Here is a 19,096-nt window from a genome sequence, read left to right as displayed (position 1 = left end):
TACGCGGCCGCCGCCGTGTTATGAAATGACACCGATGCAGCGACGTGAGTACTCCCGCTGCCCCGATTAGTCGTTATCCACACGCCCGTCGATCGGCCACGCCCGATCCACCGTGCTCTGGTAGACCCAGCCCGCAACACTCTGGCCGGTGCGTCCGTGCAAACGGATCAGCTGCACGGCCCGTTCGGCTTGGTCGTCCTCGCAAAACACTTCGAGCTTGATCTGCTTGGTCACCCGTTCGCCCAGTTCCATCGAATAGATCTGTTCCTGGGCACTGAGCGCGGTCAACAACCCTTTGACGTCGCTCACCGAGAGATAGCGGAACCCACCGTCCTCCAGGGCATGGATGACGTCGACCACGCGGCCGCGATGGATGAATGCCTTTACTTCTTTCATGGGGTGTTCTCCTTGGCGAGGCGCCGGGCGGCGCGTTCTTCGATCCAGTCGTAGAGCACCGGCAGCAGCACCAGCGTCAGCAACGTCGAGGTGATCAGCCCGCCCACCACCACGGTGGCGAGCGGACGCTGGGTTTCGGCACCGACGCCGCTGGACAACAGCATCGGCACCAGGCCCAGGATCGCCACGCTGGCGGTCATCATCACCGGGCGCATGCGTAGCGCGGTGCCGCGGATCACCGCCTCGCGCACGGGCAAGCCTTTCTCACGTTGCTCGTTCAAGAAACTCACCAACACGATGCCGTTCAACATCGCCACGCCGAACACCGCGATGAAGCCGATCGCCGAGGGCACCGACAGGTACTGCCCGGTAATCGCCAGCCCGACGATGCCGCCAATAGTGGCGAACGGCACGTTGGCCAGGATCAGCGTGGCGTGCTTTACCGAGTTGAACGCGGTGTAGAGCAAGACGAAGATGAAGAAAATCGTCGCCGGCACGATCAGCGACAACCGCTTCAACGCCCGCTGCTGGTTCTCGAATGCGCCGCCCCATTCGCTGTAGTAGCCGGTCGGCAGCTTCACCTGCTGCGCGATGGCGGCATTGGCCTCCTTGACGAAGCCGTCGATGTCGCGACCACGCACGTCCATTTGGATCACCGCATAACGCTGCAGCTGTTCCCGACGGATGAACGAATAGCCTTCCGCATCACTGACCTCGGCCACTTGCGACAACTGCACCAGCGCGCCACTGGCCGTGCGGATCGGGATGCGCTGGATCGCCGGCAAGGACGCCTTGTCCGCATCGTCCAGCCGCACCGCGATGTCGAAGCGTTTCACGCCATCGAGCAGGGTCGTCACCGGTTCGCCACCGATGCCGTTCTTCACCACGGTCAACACGTCGTCGGCGTTCAAGCCATAGCGGGCCAGTGCATCGCGATCCACCTTGATGCGGATCTGTGGCTTGCCGATGTTTGCCTCCAGCGCGAGATCGGCCACGCCGGGCACCCCGGCCAGCGCGTTTTTGATGCGGCCGCTCAGGCGATCCAGCTCGCCCAGATCATCGCCGTAGATCTTCAGCGCCAACGTGGCGCGCACACCGGAGATCAGTTCCTCGATACGCATCTGGATCGGCTGGGTGTAACTCACCACCGCGGTGGGCAAGGCCGCCGACAGTTCTTTCTGCATGGCCTCCTCGATGCTCTCCAGCGTCTCGCCCTTGCGCCATTGATCCTTAGGCTTCAGCGGGGTGTACACCTCCATGTAATTCACGTCGGCTGTCTCGCCTTTCTCGGCGCGACCGATCATTGCCAGCGTGGTTTCCACTTCCGGAAACTTCTGTTTGATCAGCGTCGACACCTGTTTGGAGATGGCGATCGACTCGTCGAGCGATGCCGACGGGATCGAGGTGATCCGCCACATGATGGCGCCTTCCTTCAGGTTGGGCATGAACTCCTTGCCGAGGAACGGGAACAGCGCGAGGCTGCCGAGCAAGGCACCGGCGGCGATGCCCAACACCAGTTTGCGACGTGCCAACGCCCAGGCGAGCACCGTGGCGTAATGGCGTTTCAGGAACGCCACCAACCAGGTGTCCTTCTCTTCCTTCGGTTTCAGCACCAGCGCGGCGAGTACCGGGATCAACGTCAAGGCGAGAATCAGCGATCCCGCCATCGCGAAGCTGATGTTGAACGCCATCGGCTTGAACATCTTGCCTTCCAGTCCTTGCAAACTGAACAGCGGCAGGAACACCACGATGATGATCAGGATCGCAAACGCCATCGGATTGGCCACCTCGCGGGCAGCCGCCAGCACCGCGGCGGTGCGATCCACCGGGAGCCCATGCGCCTTGCGCTCGGCCATGATGCGGTAGGCGTTCTCCACCATCACCACCGCGCCGTCCACCATCATGCCGATGCCGATCGCCAGGCCCGCCAGCGACATCAGGTTGGCCGAGAGGCCGACCTGATTCATGCAGATGAAGGCGATCAGCATGGCCAGCGGGAGCGCCACCACCACCACGATGGCGCTGCGGAACTCGCCCAGGAACAGGAACAGGATGATCGCGACCAGGATCGAACCTTCGATCAAGGCACGCACGGCGGTTTCCACGGCCGCATTGACCAACTCGGTGCGTTCGTACACTGGCTTGACCACGACGCCGGGCGGCAGCGCCTGCTTCACCGTGTCGAGCTTGGCTTTCACCGCATCGACCACGCTCTTGGCGTTTTCACCGATACGCGCCAGCGCCATGCCCAGCACGACTTCCTTGCCATCTCGCGTCACCGCCCCGGTGCGCGGTGCCCCAGCCTCGGTAATGGTGGCCACGTCCCGCACGTAGATCGGCGTGCCGTCTTCGGTCTTGAGGACGATGTTGCCCAGATCCTTCGCGTTCTGGATCAAGCCCAGTCCGCGTACCAGATACTGCTCGCGTCCCACGTCGACGAAGTTGCCGCCGACCTGGGCGTTGTTCGCCTGCAACGCCTCGATCACCTGCTTGAAGCCGAGTTTGTGCGCGATCAGTTTCATCGGATCGATGCGCACCTGGAACTGCTTTTCCTGCCCGCCCCACGAACTGACGTCGTCGACGCCGGGCGCGGTGCGCAGGATCAACCGGATGGTCCAGTCCTGCAGCGTGCGCAAGTCCATATCGTTCGGTGCCGTGCCGGCCGTGGCACCTTTGAGCTTGTCGTCGGCGCGTTCGACGGTGTACCAGAACACCTGACCCAAGCCGGAGGTGTTCGGCCCCATCTCCGGCTTGCCATAACCCGCCGGCAGGCGATCGCCCACCTGCTGCAGCCGCTCGTTGACCAGCTGACGGGCGAAGTAGATGTCCATGCTGTCGTCGAAATACACCGACACATAGGACAAGCCGAACAGGCTCACCGAACGGATCTGCTCGACCTTGGGCAAGCCGGCCAGTGCCGACTCCACCGGCGTGGTCAGCAGTTGTTCCACGTCCTCTGCCGCAAGTCCCGAGGCTTCGGTGTACACATTGACCTGCACCGGTGTGACGTCCGGGAAGGCATCGATGGGCAGCTGACGCACCGCCTGAAAACCAAGGAAGCCGATCACCACGAAAACGATCAGCACCAGCACCTTGTAGCGCAGGGAGAATTCAACCAGACGTTCCAGCATCATTCTTCTCCCAACTGCGAGCGCAGCAAACGGGCCTTCAAGGCGAAGGCGCCCTTGCGCACGTAGGTGTCGCCGGCCTTGAGGCCCTGGGTGACCATCGTCCAGCCATCACGGGTGTCGCCGACCATCACCGGCGCCGGCTCGAACGTGCCGTTGCCTTTGGCCAGGAACACGGTCGGCTGGTTTTGCAGCAACACGATCGCTTCGGCCGGTACCGCCAGCTTCGGCACCGCCTCACCGACCGCGATGCGCGTTTCGACCAATTCGCCCGGGCGCAGGAGGTTGTTCGGGTTGGCAACTTCGATGCGCACCGGCACGGTGCGGGTGCGTTCGTTCGTCTGCGACGAACTCAGGATGACCTTCCCCGTCAGCGTCTGGTCGTGCGCCAGCACGCGCGCGTCCATGCCGGGTTGCGCGCGGGCCGCATCGCCCGGCGCGAGTTGCGCCTCGACCCAGACCGCGTCGTCGTTGACCAAGGTAAACAGGGTACGGCCGGGCTCGACGCGTTCGCCGATGAGGAACTCGTCACTGGCGATGCGCCCGGCGGTCGGCGCCAGCAATGCATAGCTGCCATCCGCCTTGGCGGAACCCGCGCGCAGCATGCCGCGGATCTGGCCGTCGGATAGCCCGTAGGCACGCAGCTTGGCACGCGCCTGATCGCGCTGCACCTTCGCTTCGTTGTAGCGTCGTGCCGACACCGCCTGCGGTCCCAGCGACGCGATCCGTTGCCAGTCCTGTTCGGCCACGATCAACGCGCCTTGCGTCTCGGCGACCTGCACGCTGGAGAGCACCACCAACGGCGCACCGGTTTTCACCACGTCGCCGAGCTTGGCCTTGCGGGCCAGCACCTGCGATTCGACGCGCGGCGACACCAGCACGGTGGAATACGCATCGGCTTTCACTTCGCCGGGGGCTTTCAGTTCATCGGTCAGGGCGCGCGTGGCGGCCTTGTCGAGCACGATGCCGGCGTCCTTGATCGCCTTGGCATCCAGCGCGAGCGGATTGGCGGGTGCGGGTTCCTGCGCCATGACAGGGCCGGCCAACGCGGCCAGCAGCGCCATGCCCAGCAGGCTGCGTTTCAAAAGAGAGAGATTCATCGGGGGATATCCTGATTAAGGCCGTCCTGAGTAGGACCGTCCTGAGTGCGGCCATCGAGCCAGTCGGTCAGACGGCCCGCAGCGGTGAGGTAGTCGAACCAGGTCTGCCAGGTTTGGCTTTCCAGTTCCTGGCCGGACAGCGCGGTGTCCAGGCTCTGTTTGAGCTGCACGAGGTAATCGGACGTGCTGATTTCGCCGGCACGCCAGAGCTTCTCCAGCAACGCGGTGCGATCCTCGAATGCAGCGGCCCGGCCGCTGCGAAAGGCTTCGGTCGCACTGCGCAAGGCGGCGTAACGGGCTTGCGCTTCCTGCAGTCCGGCGCGCAGCACAAACTGGCGTGAGCGCACACCGGCCGCCGCTGCATCGGCTTCCGCACGGGCGGCATCCACTTCGGCACGTCCGGTGTTGAGCACCGGCAACGGAATGGACACGCTCAGACCGATCACCTGATCGGTGCGCGGCCCGCTGCGTACCTGTCCGCCGGTCAAGCTCAGCGTGGGATCGGGGATACGTGCCCGGCGGGCGACTTGCACCCCGGCCTCGGCACTCGCTTGCTGGGCGCGGGCCTGGCGCAGTTCGGGCAGTTCATCGACGGGCAACGGCGTAACACTGCCCGCCGCCGGTGACATACCGTTGGGCAACGGTGGCAACGCGGTCAGTTGATCGCCACTGATGGCCAGCAACGCCGCACGAGCTGCCGCTTCATTGCCCGCGAGTGTGGCTTGTTGCACCTGCGCCTCACCGAGCGCCAAGCCGGCCAAGTCGCGTTCCGGACTGCTGATGTCGCCCACCTTCAACCGCTGTGCGGCCAAGTCATCGAAGCGCTTCATCAGCGCCAGGCGGCGTTGCCCCAGTTCGCTCTGTCGGGCTGCGAGTGCGGCCGTCGACCAGGCTTTCAGCCAGCGGGTGGCCACATCGCGACGCAGCAGGTTGTAGCCAGCTTCGGCCGCCAGCAGGTCGGCCTCGCCCTGGCTGGCGCGAGCGCGGCGTTTGCCGGACAGATCCAGCGGCAGGCTGATGCCGGCCGTGCGCCGATTGGCGTCGGCATTCTCCGCATCAAGCGACAGCGAGGGGTTGTACAGCGGCTGCGCAGCGGCACGCGCACGGGCCTGGGCAGCATCCAGATCCGCGCGCGCGGCCTGCACCTCGGGACTGGCTTGCCAGATACGGCGCACTGCATCCTGCAAGGGCGACGTCGACAACGATGTTGGCAGGGGAGCTACCGGTGGGGAGAAAGGGGATACGGGCGCGGCACTGAGCATCGCCGCGTACAACAGACACACGGCGCCGATGGGCACCGAACGAAAAACAGACATGAAGCGATCTCCTGAAAACGGTCACGAAGCGACGAACTGCACCGGCGGTGGCGTCGCGTAACGGAGCGGTTTCAGGCGATCGGAGGGCGCAGCAGCGAGCCGGTCGTGGCCGGCGTGAATCCCGAATGGAGGGTGAGCGGTGCGAAGCGTGCTTCCATCATGGCGATGGGAAGCGATGCGCTGACGGGGAACGTCACCGAATGGGCACAGGCACAGTGGCAACTGCGCCCTTCACCCAGAAGACAGGAGTTCGCATCGTCAGCCGATACCGAACTGACGGCGGTGTCCGCCAACAGGGTGGTCGGGGCAGCAGCGGTCGCCGACGCGAATCGCGCTCCCGGTCCATCGGCCACGCAGATCGATCCGCTGACCAGTTTGATCAGCAACACGGCCACGGCCAACACCCACAATCCGCGGTGGCGGCGCAGGCGAGTCAGCAGTGATGGCGCAGACCGATACATCCCTTGATGCTATACGACAGCCGCGCTGTTAGACAATTTCATTCGATCGCTTTTTGATCAGGTCCGCTGGCCATGGGTATCAATTACTACCTCACCGTCTTCCTTAACGAACGATTGTGTTACCGGCGGCAGGATGTCGAGTACGACTTCCGAGGGTCGACACAGCCGTATACCCAGTGTGGTCACCACAAAAGGACGGTTGATCAGGATCGGATGCTTCAACATGGCATCGAGGATGACGTCATCGGTGATGCCGGCCTCGGCCAGCCCCAGCTCGGCGAAGGGCGTTCCCTTTTCACGCAGCGCCTCGCGCGGTTTGAGCATGGCTTCATCGATGAGCTTGATCAATTGCTCGCGGCTCGGCGGCGTCTTGAGATACTCGATCACGGTAGGCTCGATGCCGGCATGGCGGATCAGAGCCAGCGTGTTGCGCGAGGTACCGCAATCCGGGTTGTGATAGATCGTCGCGGTCATGGGTGTCGTCGTACTCATGGTCAGCAGGCTCCACTGGCACAGCAACTAGTCTTGGCCGATTCCGCTACCACCGGGGTGGCCGCAGCTTCTTCAGTCACGCCGGCGGCTACCAACAAAGCGTGTGCCTCAGCCGCACCCTTGCGCTCGCTGTAGCGGTCGACCAGGTAGTCGCTGCGATCGCGCACCATCAGGGTGAACTTGAACAGTTCCTCCATCACGTCCACGACGCGATCGTAGAAGGGGGAAGGCTTCATCCGCCCAGTGTCGTCGAACTCCTGCCAGGCTTTGGCCACCGACGACTGGTTCGGGATGGTCACCATGCGCATCCAGCGGCCCAGCACGCGCAGCGCATTCACCACGTTGAACGACTGCGATCCGCCACTGACCTGCATCACCGCCAGGGTACGTCCCTGCGTCGGACGCACGCTGCCTTCTTCCAGCGGCAACCAGTCGATCTGATTCTTGAACACGCCGGTTACCGCACCATGCCGCTCGGGACTGACCCAGACCTGACCTTCGGACCACAGGGACAGCGCGCGCAGTTCCTGCACCTTGGGATGGCTGGCCGGCACGCTGTCCAGGATGGGCAGTTCGTGGGGATCGAACACCCGCGTCTCGGCGCCGAACTGCCGCAGGATGCGCTCGGCCTCCAACGCCAGCTTGCGGCTGAACGACTGGGGTCGCAGCGAGCCATACAGGATCAGGATGCGCGGCGGATGGCTGGAGTCCACCGGCAACGCCAGTTTGGCCAAGCTCGGCGTTTCCAGCACATCGGCAGCAATGTGGGGCAGATCCTGCATCGTCATGGGTACGGTTCCTATTGCTTTGATTGCATGATTCTATCATTATGGAAATATAGAATCCAATCCGAGACCGTCATGCATCCGTGTCGCGTTTTATTCATCTGCACGGGCAATTCCGCCCGCAGCATTCTCTCCGAAGCGACCCTCAACCATCTGGGCAAAGGCCGTTTCGAGGCTTTCAGCGCCGGCAGCCAGCCGACCGGTCGCGTCAATCCCTACGCGATCGAAGAACTCAAAGCCCTCGGCATTCCCACCGACGGTCTCAGCAGCAAGTCGTGGGACCGCTTTACGGGGGAAGGTGCGCCGCCGCTGGATATCGTGATCACCGTCTGCGACAACGCCGCGAATGAGACGTGTCCGGTGCTGTTCGGCGACTTCGTGAAGACCCATTGGGGTCAGCCCGATCCAGCGACTGCCCAAGGTGCTGGCGCCGCGACCGAGGCCTTCCGGCGTGCCCATACGCTCGTGCTTTATCGGATCTCCGCGTTGCTGAAGCTGCCGGTGGAAACAATGAGCCGAGACGCGTTGAAGCAAGCGCTGGATCACATCGGCACTATCACCGACGCTGAAGAGGAACACGCATGAGCCAGTTGTCTGCGGAAGTGGTCACCGTCGATGCGGATATGCTCAGTAGCACCCGCATCGGCTTCTTCGAGCGCTACCTCACGGTCTGGGTCTTGCTGTGCATCGTGGCGGGCACGGTCTTGGGTCACTGGCTGCCGGGCAGCTTTGAAACCTTGGGTGGTATGCAGGTTGCCCAGGTCAACTTGCCGGTGGCGATCCTTATCTGGCTGATGATCATCCCGATGCTGCTGAAGATTGATTTCAGCGCGCTCGGTGGTGTGCGTCGGCAATGGAAAGGCATTGGCGTCACGCTCTTCATCAATTGGGCCGTGAAGCCGTTCTCGATGGCACTGCTGGGATGGATCTTCATCCGCCATGTCTTTGCCGGCTACCTTCCCGCCGAGCAGCTCGACTCCTACATTGCGGGCCTGATCCTGCTGGCCGCGGCACCGTGTACGGCGATGGTGTTCGTGTGGAGCAACCTGTGTCACGGCGAACCGACGTTTACGCTGAGCCAGGTCGCCCTGAACGACACGATCATGGTGGTCGCGTTCGCGCCCATCGTCGCGCTGCTGCTGGGCATCTCCTCGATCACGGTGCCGTGGAACACGCTGCTGCTGTCGGTGCTGCTCTACATCGTGGTCCCCGTGGCCATCAGCGTGGTGCTGCGCCGCTGGGTGCTCTCGCGAGGCGGCGAGGTGCAACTGCAGAAGTTGCTTCATCGGCTAGGACCGGCCTCTTTGTTCGCACTGTTGGCCACCCTTGTGTTGCTGTTCGGTTTCCAAGGTCAGCAGATCCTGGCCCAGCCGGCGGTGATCGCGATGCTGGCCGTGCCGATCCTGATCCAGGTGTATTTCAACTCCGGCCTGGCCTACGTGCTCAACCGCCGGTTCGGCGTGCCCCATTGCGTCGCCGGTCCCTCGGCGCTGATCGGTGCGAGCAACTTTTTCGAGTTGGCTGTCGCCACGGCCGTGGGTCTGTTCGGGGTGCATTCCGGCGCCGCGCTGGCCACTGTGGTCGGCGTGTTGATCGAAGTCCCGGTGATGTTGTCGGTGGTTCGGATCGTCAACGGCAGCAAGCGCTGGTACGAATCGTCACAGACTTGAACGGAGCCTCGTCATGCAAGGTCATTACAACGTGTTGTTCGTATGCACCGGCAACTCGGCGCGCAGCATCTTGGCCGAAGCGGTCGTTCATCACTTTGGCCGTGACCGCTTTCATGGTTACAGCGCCGGAAGTCGGCCCAAAGGCTTCATTTACCCCCAGACGCTGCAAGTGCTCAAGGCCGTCGATCTTCCCATCGACGGGTTGCGCAGCAAGAGTTGGGCGGAATTCACGACACCGGATGCCCCGGTGATGGATTTCGTGATCACCGTGTGCGACCAGGTGGCTGGCGAGGTTTGCCCCGCGTGGCCCGGTGCCCCGATCACCGCACACTGGAGCATCCCCGATCCGGCCAAGGCACAAGGCGAAGAGGCCACCGTTTACAAGGCCTTCGTGCTGGCAAGGAATCTTCTGCAGCAACGGATCAGCTTGCTGCTCAACTTGAACGTCGCCGCTCTGGACCGGCTCGCGCTATCGAGCCGGCTCGATGCCATCGGCAAAGTGCCTTCTAGCGACACGGCAGGTTGACCCGGTGTTGAGCACTGGCACTACACTGCCGACGAAGACCACCGCACACCGTTCTGAGACGGCACCCCGCATCATGCAGACCAAACAAGCCCTCACGATCCTTTCGGCGCTCGCTCAAGAGTCGCGGTTGGCGGTCTATCGGCTGCTGATCGAGCATGCACCGGACGGTCTGGCCGCCAGCGTGATCGCCGAAAAATTGGGGTTGGCCAATGCCACGCTCTCGTTTCATCTGAAGGAACTGTCGCACGCCGGTCTCGTTACCAGTCAGCAAAGTGGCCGCTTCGTCTACTACGCCCCGGTGATCGAGGCCATGAACGATTTGATTGGCTATCTCACCGACCATTGCTGTAGTCAGTCCGACGGTAGCTGTGAGGTCGACAAGACGTCGTGCAAACCGTCTGCGGCCACCACTAAATCGCGGAGCAAACCCCGAACAGTCTGATAGGGGAGTCGGTGACTTCTACCCACAGCACGACTTCTGCTGCTGGATCGGTGGACACGGCACGCTGCCGTACGAGCAGAACACGCAACAGTCACCGGGTTTTGGCTGCAACAATTTGTCGCAGCCGGGGCAGTCGTAGAAGAACTGGCAAGCGTCGGTCGGCATGGTTTCGGTGGCCTGGTGGCCGCAATGCGGACAGGTCAGCGTGCTGAGCAGGATGAGTTCGGTCGTCACGTGTTTCGCCGGAGAAATGGAGTGAAGTGTAGGCATGGTCTTCGCCATGCCCTTGTCAATCGCGTCGGTTCAGCGGGCATCCACCGTGTCGCTGGCCGTGCGACAGGATGCGCTCGGTGCTGGCGCCAGCAGATCGCGGATGGACACCGCCACCATCAGCAGCAGGCCCGGATAGAGCAGCCATCCGGTGCGATGGCCACTGGCCCGCATCACGAATACCGCCAGCAGCACCAGCAGCGGGCCGAGCATACCGAGCGCGGCCCGCGGCCACCGCCGGTGACTGAGCCAGCCCAGCGCATTGGCGAGCAGCGCGATGCCCGCAAACGCCGGCAGCAGGATGCGGATGAACAGGCCTTCGTACGGGCTCAGTACGCCCAGCCCGATCGCCGCACCGAGGCTGGCCAGGGCGGGAAAGCAATTCACGCAGGCCGCTGCCGAGACGACACTGCCGATCAGTCCGGCCTTGTCGGCCAGCCGGGTGAGCAGGGGCATGGAGGTTCTCCTTTCGCGTGGAATGCCGGTGATCTAAGGTATTCCCGTAGTCAAGTACGGAGTCAAGCCCATGTCCTCCACGCAGGATACGTTTTCCATCGGCGCCTTCGCCAAGGCAGCCGGGGTCAATGTCGAAACGATCCGCTTCTACCAGCGCAAGCGCCTGTTGGCGGAGCCCGCCCGTCCGCCGGGCGGCATTCGTCGCTACGGAAACGCGGAGGTTGCACGGGTGAAGTTCGTGAAATCCGCGCAGCGGTTGGGGTTCAGCCTCGATGAGGTCGCGCAGCTGCTGCGGCTGGAGGATGGCACCCATTGCACGGAAGCGGCCGATCTCGCCGCGTTGCGGCTGGCCGATGTACGCAGCCGACTGGCCGACCTCACACGCATGGAGACGGCCCTCGCTGCGCTCGTCGAACAATGCGGTGCGCGTCAGCGCAGCGTGTCCTGCCCGCTCATCGCCTCGTTGCATGCCTGCTGAAATGGCGGCAGGCAGGATGCGGCCGATAGGAAGCCGGCGACGCGCATCGGCTGAGTTTTGCAGCCACGCTCAGGCCGCTCCGCCATGATCGTCGCGGAGCATGCCTTGGTGGCCCGCATCCCGACCATGCCCGGCAGGTCTGGATCCATCTGCCGATGGCTGCCCGACACCCGGCTGCGCCCAACGTCACTTGAGTAAGTATCCCCCGGCAAAGCCGGGGGCTTTAGTTTGTGAGCCGCTCGAAGCGGCTGGCGGGGTCGCTAACGCGGCCCCTTGGGTTGGGCCACCCTGTGGNGTAAGTATCCCCCGGCAAAGCCGGGGGCTTTAGTTTGTGAGCCGCTCGAAGCGGCTGGCGGGGTCGCTAACGCGGCCCCTTGGGTTGGGCCACCCTGTGGTGGCCGCGAACTATCGCAGTAGCTGAAGCTGGTCCAATCGCTGGTCCTCCTTCTCCTGATTGCGGATGTACGCTCGAATCACTTGTTCGTCTCGACCCACTGTCGAAACGAAGTATCCCCGCGCCCAAAAGTGCTGCCCCACGAAGCTGCGCTTGCGCTCTGCATACACCCGCGCCAAGTGAATAGCGCTCTTTCCCTTGATGAACCCCACCACCTGCGACACCGCATACTTCGGTGGAATGCGCAGCATCATATGCACGTGGTCGATCATCAAATGGCCTTCCTCAACCTGGCTCTCCTTCTGTTCCGCCAACCGGCGGAAAACCTCTCCCAGGTGCCTCCGAAGCTCCACATATAACGTGCGGCGACGACACTTCGGTATGAAAACCACGTGGTAGAGGCACTCCCATTGCGTGTGATTTAAGCTCTTGTACTCGTCCATCGGCGGATTCTCCTCTCGTGTGCTTGGCGGCTCACGAGGGCAGTTTCCCCGATGGACTCCTGCAAACGTCAAACTTCTACTGCCTCCCCGGCAGAGCCGGGGGAACTCTCAGATTGGTTTAGNTTGGCGGCTCACGAGGGCAGTTTCCCCGATGGACTCCTGCAAACGTCAAACTTCTACTGCCTCCCCGGCAGAGCCGGGGGAACTCTCAGATTGGTTTAGCGACGAAGCTCAGCTTGGAAACCCGTTCGCGCTGAGCGTAGCTTGCGACAGCAAGCGGAGTCGAAGCGCCCATAGGCGATCACCCTTCGACTTCCTCGCTCCTCAAAGCTACAGCCATCCATGGCTGCTCCCCGCGTGCGGCCCTGCGGGCCTACGCTCAGGGCGAACGGTGAGGTATTGGCTGAGCCTTGTCGCTAATCAGGCAACGTCACGGCGATCGCGAGGGTGATGCATGGCTCCTCATGGGTCAGTTTCCTTGCGGGTTGGGGTGAAGTGTGGTGTTTGTCTTGCCGGTTTTACGCAGCCGGTGGCGAACCAGCAGGCGGTACGCCGCGGGTATGACGAGCATGGACAGCAAGGGCGCGGTGACCATGCCGCCGATCATCGGTGCGGCGATGCGCTGCATCACTTCCGAACCGGCACCGTGGCCGAGCAGGATCGGAAACAGACCGGCGAGAATGACCGCGACGGTCATCGCCTTCGGGCGCACGCGCTGCACGGCACCTTCGCGGATCGCTGCGTCCAGCGCTTCCGGGCCGGCGTGGGGATCGAGCGCAAGCTGGTGCTCCCAGGCATGGTGCAGATACAACAGCATCACCACGCCAAACTCGGCAGCGACGCCGGCCAGCGCAATGAAGCCGATGATCGTGGCCACCGACACCGCGTGACCGAGCAACCAGATCAACCACAGGCCGCCCACCAGCGCCAGCGGCACGCTGGCCATGATCAGCGCGGCTTCGCTCACCCGGCGGAAAACGGCATAGATCAACAGAAAAATGATCACCAGCGCAATCGGCACCACCAGCTTGAGTCTTTCCATGGCACTGGCCAGGTACTCGAACTGACCGGACCAAGCCAAGGTCGTGCCCGGCGGCAAGGTGACTTGCTGGGCCACTGCGCGTTGCAGATCCGCAACCACGCCGCCGAGATTGCTGCTGGCTGTGTCGACGTAGACATAGGTCGCCAACTGGCCACCCTCGCTTTTCAGCATCGACGGCCCCGCCACCACGGCGATGTCCGCCACCTGACTCAGAGTGAGCTGGGCGCCATCGGCAGCGACGATCGGCAGCTGTCGCAACGCCCCGACCGAGTCGCGCTCGGCACGCGGGTAACGCACCACGATCGGATAGCGCTCGCGTCCCTCGATCGTCTGGCCGACCGGATCACCGCCAACTACCGTCGCGATCAACTGCTGCAGCTGCTGTTGGGACAGCCCGTAGCGCGCGGCGGCATCACGGCGGATGTGCACGTCGACGTAGCGACCGCTGGCCGGGCGCTCGGCGATCGCCGAGCTGACGCCGGGCACGGTCTTCGCCACCGTCTCGATCCGGTCGGCTACGGTCTGCAGCGTGGCCAGGTCGGTACCCAGCACCTTGATGCCGATCGGGCTCTTGATGCCGGTGGAGAGCATGTCGATGCGGTTGCGGATCGGCGGCACGAACAGGTTGGTCAGCCCCGGCACGTGCACCGCCTTGTCCAGTTCCGCCTTGATCTTGTCCATCGTCATGCCGGGCCGCCACTGGTCCTTCGGCTTGAAGGTGATCGCGGTCTCGAACATTTCCAGCGGCGCCGGATCGGTGGCCGTTTCGGCGCGCCCGGCCTTGCCAAACACATGATCAACCTCGGGCACGGTCTTGATCATGCGATCGGTCAACTGCAGCAACTGCGAGGCCTTGCCGGCGGACAGCCCCGGCAGTGCAGTGGGCATGTACAGCAATGTGCCTTCGTCCATCGCGGGCATGAACTCGCTGCCGAGCTTGGTCATCGGAATGACCGCGGTGAGCAGCAGCACACCGGCCAGCACCAGGGTTGCTTTCGGATAGCGCAGCACGGCTTCGAGGAGAGGCCGATAGCCATGGATCAAACCCCGGTTGAGCGGATTGTCGCGCTCGGCACGGATGCGCCCGCGGATCAAATAACCCATCAGCACCGGCACCAGCGTCACCGCCAGCCCAGCCGCTGCCGCCATCGCGTAGGTCTTGGTGAAGGCCAGCGGCTTGAACAGCTTGCCTTCTTGCCCCTGCAGCGCGAAGACCGGCACGAACGACAGCGCGATGATCAACAGGCTGACGAACAACGCGGGCCCCACCTCGGCGGCGGCCTCGGCAATCAGCGACCACCGCTGCGCACCTTGCGGTTCACGTCCGTCGTTCGCGTCACGCCAATGTTCCAGATGTTTGTGCGCGTTCTCGATCATCACGATCGCCGCATCCACCATCGCGCCGATCGCAATGGCGATACCGCTGAGCGACATCAGGTTCGCCGTGACGCCTTGCAGATGCAGTGCAATGAAGGCGACCAACACGCCCAGCGGCAGCGTGATCACGGCCACCAGCGCCGAGCGCAGGTGCCCCAGAAACAACACGCAGACCAGCGTCACCACCAGGAATTCTTCGAACAACTTGCTCCACAGGTTCTCCACCGCGGCGTCGATCAGCTGCGAGCGGTCGTAGGTAGGCACGATCTCGACGCCGGCCGGCAGGCTGCGCTGCAGTTCCGCTAGCCGTGCTTTCACGGCGGCAATGGTGGCCTTCGCGTTCTTGCCCGTGCGCATCACGATAATGCCGCCGACCACTTCACCTTGCCCGTCCAGCTCGGCAATGCCACGGCGAAACGTCGGGCCCCGCCGCACCGTCGCCACATCGCGCAGCAGCACCGGCACACCACTGGCGTTGACGGTGATCGGCACGTTTTCGAAGTCCGCGCGGCTCTTCAGGTAGCCTTCGCTGCGTACCATCAGCTCCGCTTCACCCTGTTCGATCACCGAGCCACCGTTAGCACCATTGGCGGCGCGCACCGCATCGACCAGTTGCGCCACGGTGATGCCGCGCGCCGCCAGCGCCTGCGGATCGGGCACGATCTGCCACGCCCGCTCCATACCGCCCAAGGTGGCGACCTCGGCGACGTTCGGCACGGTCTTGAGCTGATAGCGCAGGAACCAGTCCTGCAGCGCGCGCAGCTGGCCGAGATCGTGTTTGCCGGTGGGATCGATCAGCGCGTACTCGTAGATCCAGCCGAGTCCCGTGGCATCAGGGCCGAGAGAGGGCGTGACGCCGGCCGGCAGGCGATCGCGCGCCTGGCTCAGATACTCCAGCACCCGCGAGCGTGCCCAGTACAGGTCGGTGCTGTCGTCGAACAGCACATCGACGTAGGAGTCGCCGAAGAACGAAAAGGCGCGCACCGTGGTCGCGCCGGGCACCGAGAGCATCGTGGTGGCCAGCGGATAGGTGACCTGATCCTCGACCACCTGCGGCGATTGGCCCGGGTAGCTGGTGCGGATGATTACCTGGGTGTCGGACAGATCGGGCAGCGCGTCGACCGGCGTGCGCGTCACCGAGAACATGCCGATCAGGGCCAAGGCCAGTGCAGCCAGCAGCACGAACACGCGATGGGCGATCGCCGCGCGAATCAGGGCGGCGATCATGGTCTGTCTCCCATCGGCATGCCCGGCATGGGGGTACTCGTGGCCGGCACCGGTTTGGTGGAGCTGTCATTCAGGCGCTCCAGCGCACCGGACAGGCTCGCCTCCGAGTCGATCAGGAACTGGCCGGAGACCACGACCTTTTCACCGCCCGTGAGGCCGTCGAGAATTTCCGTATAGCCGCCGGCTGCACGCCCGATGCGCACCGATACAGCACGGAAGTGGCCATCTCCCTCGGCGATGATTACCCGCGTCTGGCTGCCGGTGGCGATCAGCGCGTCGTCCGGCACCACGGGCACCGCTTCACCCTGCGCGGGGCTGAGCCGCACGGTGGCGAACATGCCTGGACTCAAGGCACCGTCGGGATTGTCGAGCACGATGCGGGCGCGCTGGGTGCGCGTCACCGCATCCACCTCCGGCAGCAAGGTTTCCACGGTGCCGGGGAACGACCGACCCGGCAGGGCATCGACCGTGACCACCACCGGCGTGCCGTTGCGCACCGTGCCCGCCGCTGCCTGCGGCAGTGCCGCCTCGGTCCACACGGTGGACAGGCCATTCACTGTCATCAAGGTCTGACCGGCGGTGACGCGCTGGCCTTCACGCACGTCCAGTGTCGTGACGACGCCCGCTTGCGGGGCGTGCAGTGTGATCGCCGCATCCGCGCCATGACGCGACGACTGAATATCCGCCGCTGTCAGCCCCAACACCTGCAGCCGTTGCCGCGCTGCGGAGCGCAGCTCGCGCGCGTCGGCGGACCGCGCCTGCTCCAGCGCGCGATATTCCGCCAACGCACTGTTCCATTGCGGCGCCAGCAACTGCGCCAGCGGTGCGCCGGCAGCGACCACGGTATACGGCGCGCGCACATCAAGCTTGCTGATTACCGCATCAACCCGCGCGCTGATCGTGCTGGCCTGGCGCAAGTCCCAGGTAATCGTACCGGGCACCCTGATGGCCGAAGCCAGCACCCGCCGCTCGACTAGTGCCGTGCGCACGCCGAGGTTTTGCACGGTGGTGGGATCGATTTGGATGACATCCTTGGGTCCACCATCATCGGCATACTTGGGCACCATCTGCATGCCCATCGGCGACAGGCCCGGCTTGTCGAAATGCTGCTGCGGCACCATCGTGTCGTACCAGTACAGGACTTTTCGCTCACCGGCATCCGTTGCTGATGCCGCGTTGCCAGTCGACGCCGATGCCGACGGTGCATGCCGGCGACCGCCGAGATAGCCAACCACCAGCAGTACCGCCGCGAGCAAGACGCCGGCGAAAATCATCAGGGCAGGTTTCAAGTGTGCGCGCTTCATGGCGTCGTCTCCGAATTGGGTAGCAGATAGGCCAGCGCGGCCCACAGGCGCGCATGGGTCGCCAGTGCCTCGGCGTAGGCCAGCCGCTGTTCGATTTCATCGCGACGAGCATCGAGCCATGGCTGCAGCGCACCACCACCGCGGTAGCTGGCCAGCGCCGTGCGTGCACGATCCCGTGCGAGTGGCAGCAACGTGTCCTGATAGCGCTGGACTTGTCGTCCCCAACCCTGCCAATTCACCACCGCACGCGCCACCGCTTCGCGCTGGGCGCGACGCGCATCTTCGTGATCGGCCTGCACTGCATCCCATTGCGCCTGCTTGGCGCTGATTCCCCGATCCTGCCGGTTGCGGGTGAACAGCGGCAGGCTCACACCCACCTGCAAGGTCACCATGTCCGAGAGATACGGCGCGCGCCGGCCATAATCCACCGACACGTTCCAATCCGGGTGTTTGGCAGCCCGTGCCTGGGCGAGTGCGGCCTCAGCTACCTGTTCGCGTGCTTGCCACGCCTGCATGGGTGCCTGCTGATCAATGGCTTGCTCAAGTCGAGCAGGCGCTACCGGCAGCACCTGGAAATCAGGCGTGTCGGCCACGGTGGCCGCGTCCTCACCAAGCCAACGCTGCAACCCCGTATGTGCTGCGGCGAGATCGGCGTCAACGGCCTCCAGTCGGTTGTCCAGTGTGGCCGCATCCGTGCGCGCCGCCAGCGCGTCGGTGGCGCTGCCGTCGCCACCGCGCAGCCGCGCCTGCGCAATCAGCACGGCTAATGCGCTTTCGCCGCGCAACTCGCCCAGCAGCGCACGTTTCTGTTGTGTGGCCCATACCTCGATCCACGCATCGGCAATGCGTTCGCGCACCGTTTGCGCGGCGCCGACGTAATCGGCTTCGGCTGCGTCAATCTGCGCAGCGGCCAAACCGCGCTCGGCGTCGCGCGCCGCTCGCGATGGAATCGTCTGCATCACGCCGACGGTGCGCATGGTCATACTGTCCGAGCGCAGGCTGAAAGCCCCTGGGCTGGTGACGGGGAAATTGGAAAGTCCGAGCGTCAGGGTGGGATCCGGCAACTGTCCGGCGCGCGCACCTTCCTCGCGGGCTGCCGCCGTATCGGCGGTACGCGCTTCAAGTTGCGGCGCCCGCGCCAGGCCTTGCCGAACGGCCGCCTCAAGCGTCAGCGGTGGCTCGATGGCACCGGCCGCCGTGGCCAAGGCTCCCCACAGGAGCGCGGCCAGACCCGGCACCATCAGGCGCCGGGCAAAGTGATGGGACAACATGGGTGAATACTCCGCTGGTCTGCGATCTGCGTCGCGCCATGCAGGCGCGACGCCACATACGTCAATGCCGCAACGTGTCAGATCAGATCAGGAGTGAGCAGAACAACAACATGGGCGGAGGTGGCGGCGCGCGCAGATGCCCGGCCCGTTGGAGCGCGCGATTCGATGGCAGCGCAACGACGGCGGGCGCCATCAGCATCGATGGCATTGCCGGCAACACGCTTAATGGCACCGCCGTCGTATGCGCTTCAACCTGCGTCGCGTGATCGGGCGTGCAATGCTTTTGGCACAGCGGGCTGGCGGGGGCATCCTGATTCTGCGCACAGCCGCCGTCCATGCCCGACATCGAAGTCATCAGCGCAGCCGCCGGTGTCGCTTCGGGGACCGTCGGACAAACGTAGGCAGCCAGTGCCGTCTGCTGCCAAAGCAGCAGCAGCGTCACCAGCCAGATAAGGCGGCGACGTGTGGCGCGATGCATGCGGAAAGGACGGGCCATAGGCAACACTATATCTCCAAAA

Annotated in this window: 19 protein-coding genes; 5 read left to right on the top strand and 14 right to left on the bottom strand. The window is 64.1% G+C overall.

From position 1 onward, the window contains the following. Window positions 1-66: 66 nt before the first annotated feature. The 7 genes from ASD55_RS02340 to arsH all read right to left on the bottom strand — a co-directional run bounded on the left by ASD55_RS02340 (window position 67) and on the right by arsH (window position 7,681). The gene (locus tag ASD55_RS02340; protein ID WP_027485205.1) at window positions 67-396 is read right to left on the bottom strand and encodes a P-II family nitrogen regulator; all 330 of its coding nucleotides are present in this window, start codon (window positions 394-396) and stop codon (window positions 67-69) included. Continuing rightward, window positions 393-3,527, bottom strand: a complete 3,135-nt coding sequence (locus tag ASD55_RS02335) for a CusA/CzcA family heavy metal efflux RND transporter (protein WP_056764436.1) — start codon at window positions 3,525-3,527, stop codon at window positions 393-395. The genes ASD55_RS02340 and ASD55_RS02335 overlap by 4 nt, the downstream gene beginning before the upstream one ends. After that, window positions 3,527-4,624: an efflux RND transporter periplasmic adaptor subunit gene (locus ASD55_RS02330; RefSeq protein ID WP_056763449.1), complete on the bottom strand. Its 1,098-nt coding sequence runs from the start codon at window positions 4,622-4,624 to the stop codon at window positions 3,527-3,529. Before ASD55_RS02330 ends, ASD55_RS02335 begins: the two co-directional genes overlap by 1 nt. Then, window positions 4,621-5,799 (bottom strand): TolC family protein, encoded by a 1,179-nt coding sequence (locus ASD55_RS02325; protein ID WP_043795569.1) that lies wholly within the window; start codon window positions 5,797-5,799, stop codon window positions 4,621-4,623. Before ASD55_RS02325 ends, ASD55_RS02330 begins: the two co-directional genes overlap by 4 nt. Before the next feature lie 212 nt (window positions 5,800-6,011). Continuing rightward, entirely contained in the window at window positions 6,012-6,335 is a 324-nt protein-coding gene (locus ASD55_RS02320; protein WP_223250752.1) for a hypothetical protein, read from the bottom strand. A gap of 123 nt (window positions 6,336-6,458) precedes the next feature. Next, window positions 6,459-6,875: an arsenate reductase (glutaredoxin) gene (gene arsC, locus ASD55_RS02315; RefSeq protein WP_056763447.1), complete on the bottom strand. Its 417-nt coding sequence runs from the start codon at window positions 6,873-6,875 to the stop codon at window positions 6,459-6,461. A gap of 20 nt (window positions 6,876-6,895) precedes the next feature. Beyond that, window positions 6,896-7,681 carry an arsenical resistance protein ArsH gene (gene arsH / locus ASD55_RS02310; RefSeq protein ID WP_200946050.1) on the bottom strand — a complete coding sequence of 262 codons (786 nt, stop codon included), beginning with the start codon at window positions 7,679-7,681 and terminating at the stop codon, window positions 6,896-6,898. Between the two features lie 72 nt (window positions 7,682-7,753). Between arsH and ASD55_RS02305 the strand changes: the two genes are divergently transcribed. The 4 genes from ASD55_RS02305 (at window position 7,754) to ASD55_RS02290 (ending at window position 10,316) form a co-directional block, all read left to right on the top strand. Beyond that, entirely contained in the window at window positions 7,754-8,263 is a 510-nt protein-coding gene (locus ASD55_RS02305) for an arsenate reductase ArsC (protein WP_056763446.1), read from the top strand. Beyond that, on the top strand, window positions 8,260-9,348 hold the full coding sequence (gene arsB / locus ASD55_RS02300) for an ACR3 family arsenite efflux transporter (protein WP_056763444.1): 1,089 nt from the start codon (window positions 8,260-8,262) through the stop codon (window positions 9,346-9,348). The genes ASD55_RS02305 and arsB overlap by 4 nt, the downstream gene beginning before the upstream one ends. Window positions 9,349-9,361: 13 nt before the next feature. Further along, complete coding sequence (locus ASD55_RS02295) at window positions 9,362-9,874, top strand: arsenate reductase ArsC (RefSeq protein WP_056763442.1); 513 nt, start codon at window positions 9,362-9,364, stop codon at window positions 9,872-9,874. A 73-nt stretch (window positions 9,875-9,947) separates the two neighbouring features. Continuing rightward, entirely contained in the window at window positions 9,948-10,316 is a 369-nt protein-coding gene (locus tag ASD55_RS02290) for a metalloregulator ArsR/SmtB family transcription factor (protein WP_056763440.1), read from the top strand. Window positions 10,317-10,334: 18 nt separating this feature from the next. Here ASD55_RS02290 and ASD55_RS02285 read toward each other — a convergent pair whose 3' ends face one another. Together ASD55_RS02285 and merC are read right to left on the bottom strand one after the other, a co-directional pair. Continuing rightward, the gene (locus tag ASD55_RS02285; protein WP_056764432.1) at window positions 10,335-10,586 is read right to left on the bottom strand and encodes a GDCCVxC domain-containing (seleno)protein; all 252 of its coding nucleotides are present in this window, start codon (window positions 10,584-10,586) and stop codon (window positions 10,335-10,337) included. A 33-nt stretch (window positions 10,587-10,619) separates the two neighbouring features. Further along, a complete protein-coding gene (merC, locus tag ASD55_RS02280) occupies window positions 10,620-11,042 on the bottom strand; it encodes an organomercurial transporter MerC (protein WP_056763438.1) in 423 nt (140 codons plus the stop codon). Between the two features lie 70 nt (window positions 11,043-11,112). On the opposite strand from merC, the gene merR reads away from it, so the two are divergent. Continuing rightward, entirely contained in the window at window positions 11,113-11,520 is a 408-nt protein-coding gene (gene merR, locus ASD55_RS02275) for an Hg(II)-responsive transcriptional regulator (protein ID WP_056763436.1), read from the top strand. Window positions 11,521-11,925: 405 nt separating this feature from the next. On the opposite strand, the gene tnpA is transcribed toward merR, so the two are convergent. The 5 genes from tnpA to ASD55_RS02250 all read right to left on the bottom strand — a co-directional run bounded on the left by tnpA (window position 11,926) and on the right by ASD55_RS02250 (window position 19,074). Beyond that, window positions 11,926-12,357 carry an IS200/IS605 family transposase gene (gene tnpA / locus ASD55_RS02270; protein WP_056763433.1) on the bottom strand — a complete coding sequence of 144 codons (432 nt, stop codon included), beginning with the start codon at window positions 12,355-12,357 and terminating at the stop codon, window positions 11,926-11,928. Window positions 12,358-12,826: 469 nt separating this feature from the next. Next, on the bottom strand, window positions 12,827-16,003 hold the full coding sequence (locus tag ASD55_RS02265) for an efflux RND transporter permease subunit (protein ID WP_056763431.1): 3,177 nt from the start codon (window positions 16,001-16,003) through the stop codon (window positions 12,827-12,829). Continuing rightward, entirely contained in the window at window positions 16,000-17,292 is a 1,293-nt protein-coding gene (locus ASD55_RS02260) for an efflux RND transporter periplasmic adaptor subunit (RefSeq protein ID WP_056764430.1), read from the bottom strand. The genes ASD55_RS02265 and ASD55_RS02260 overlap by 4 nt, the downstream gene beginning before the upstream one ends. Before the next feature lie 11 nt (window positions 17,293-17,303). After that, window positions 17,304-18,578, bottom strand: coding sequence for a TolC family protein (locus tag ASD55_RS02255; RefSeq protein WP_056763430.1), 1,275 nt, complete (start codon window positions 18,576-18,578; stop codon window positions 17,304-17,306). Between the two features lie 82 nt (window positions 18,579-18,660). Then, window positions 18,661-19,074, bottom strand: a complete 414-nt coding sequence (locus ASD55_RS02250) for a hypothetical protein (protein WP_027485193.1) — start codon at window positions 19,072-19,074, stop codon at window positions 18,661-18,663. Between the last annotated feature and the right edge of the window lie 22 nt (window positions 19,075-19,096).

It is taken from the genome of Rhodanobacter sp. Root561, from assembly GCF_001427365.1.
GTDB lineage: Bacteria > Pseudomonadota > Gammaproteobacteria > Xanthomonadales > Rhodanobacteraceae > Rhodanobacter.
Note: the sequence above shows the minus strand (reverse complement) of the source record. Positions and strands in the feature narration are given on the sequence as shown.

Coding starts and splice junctions, on each gene's coding strand:
- merC (WP_056763438.1), bottom strand. CDS start 11,042: ATGCCCCTGCTCACCCGGCTGGCCGACAAGGCCGGACTGATCGGCAGT.
- ASD55_RS02290 (WP_056763440.1), top strand. CDS start 9,948: ATGCAGACCAAACAAGCCCTCACGATCCTTTCGGCGCTCGCTCAAGAG.
- arsC (WP_056763447.1), bottom strand. CDS start 6,875: ATGACCGCGACGATCTATCACAACCCGGATTGCGGTACCTCGCGCAAC.
- ASD55_RS02340 (WP_027485205.1), bottom strand. CDS start 396: ATGAAAGAAGTAAAGGCATTCATCCATCGCGGCCGCGTGGTCGACGTC.
- tnpA (WP_056763433.1), bottom strand. CDS start 12,357: ATGGACGAGTACAAGAGCTTAAATCACACGCAATGGGAGTGCCTCTAC.
- arsH (WP_200946050.1), bottom strand. CDS start 7,681: ATGACGATGCAGGATCTGCCCCACATTGCTGCCGATGTGCTGGAAACG.
- merR (WP_056763436.1), top strand. CDS start 11,113: ATGTCCTCCACGCAGGATACGTTTTCCATCGGCGCCTTCGCCAAGGCA.
- ASD55_RS02305 (WP_056763446.1), top strand. CDS start 7,754: ATGCATCCGTGTCGCGTTTTATTCATCTGCACGGGCAATTCCGCCCGC.
- ASD55_RS02295 (WP_056763442.1), top strand. CDS start 9,362: ATGCAAGGTCATTACAACGTGTTGTTCGTATGCACCGGCAACTCGGCG.
- ASD55_RS02335 (WP_056764436.1), bottom strand. CDS start 3,527: ATGCTGGAACGTCTGGTTGAATTCTCCCTGCGCTACAAGGTGCTGGTG.
- ASD55_RS02255 (WP_056763430.1), bottom strand. CDS start 18,578: ATGTTGTCCCATCACTTTGCCCGGCGCCTGATGGTGCCGGGTCTGGCC.
- arsB (WP_056763444.1), top strand. CDS start 8,260: ATGAGCCAGTTGTCTGCGGAAGTGGTCACCGTCGATGCGGATATGCTC.
- ASD55_RS02330 (WP_056763449.1), bottom strand. CDS start 4,624: ATGAATCTCTCTCTTTTGAAACGCAGCCTGCTGGGCATGGCGCTGCTG.
- ASD55_RS02285 (WP_056764432.1), bottom strand. CDS start 10,586: ATGCCTACACTTCACTCCATTTCTCCGGCGAAACACGTGACGACCGAA.
- ASD55_RS02250 (WP_027485193.1), bottom strand. CDS start 19,074: ATGGCCCGTCCTTTCCGCATGCATCGCGCCACACGTCGCCGCCTTATC.
- ASD55_RS02265 (WP_056763431.1), bottom strand. CDS start 16,003: ATGATCGCCGCCCTGATTCGCGCGGCGATCGCCCATCGCGTGTTCGTG.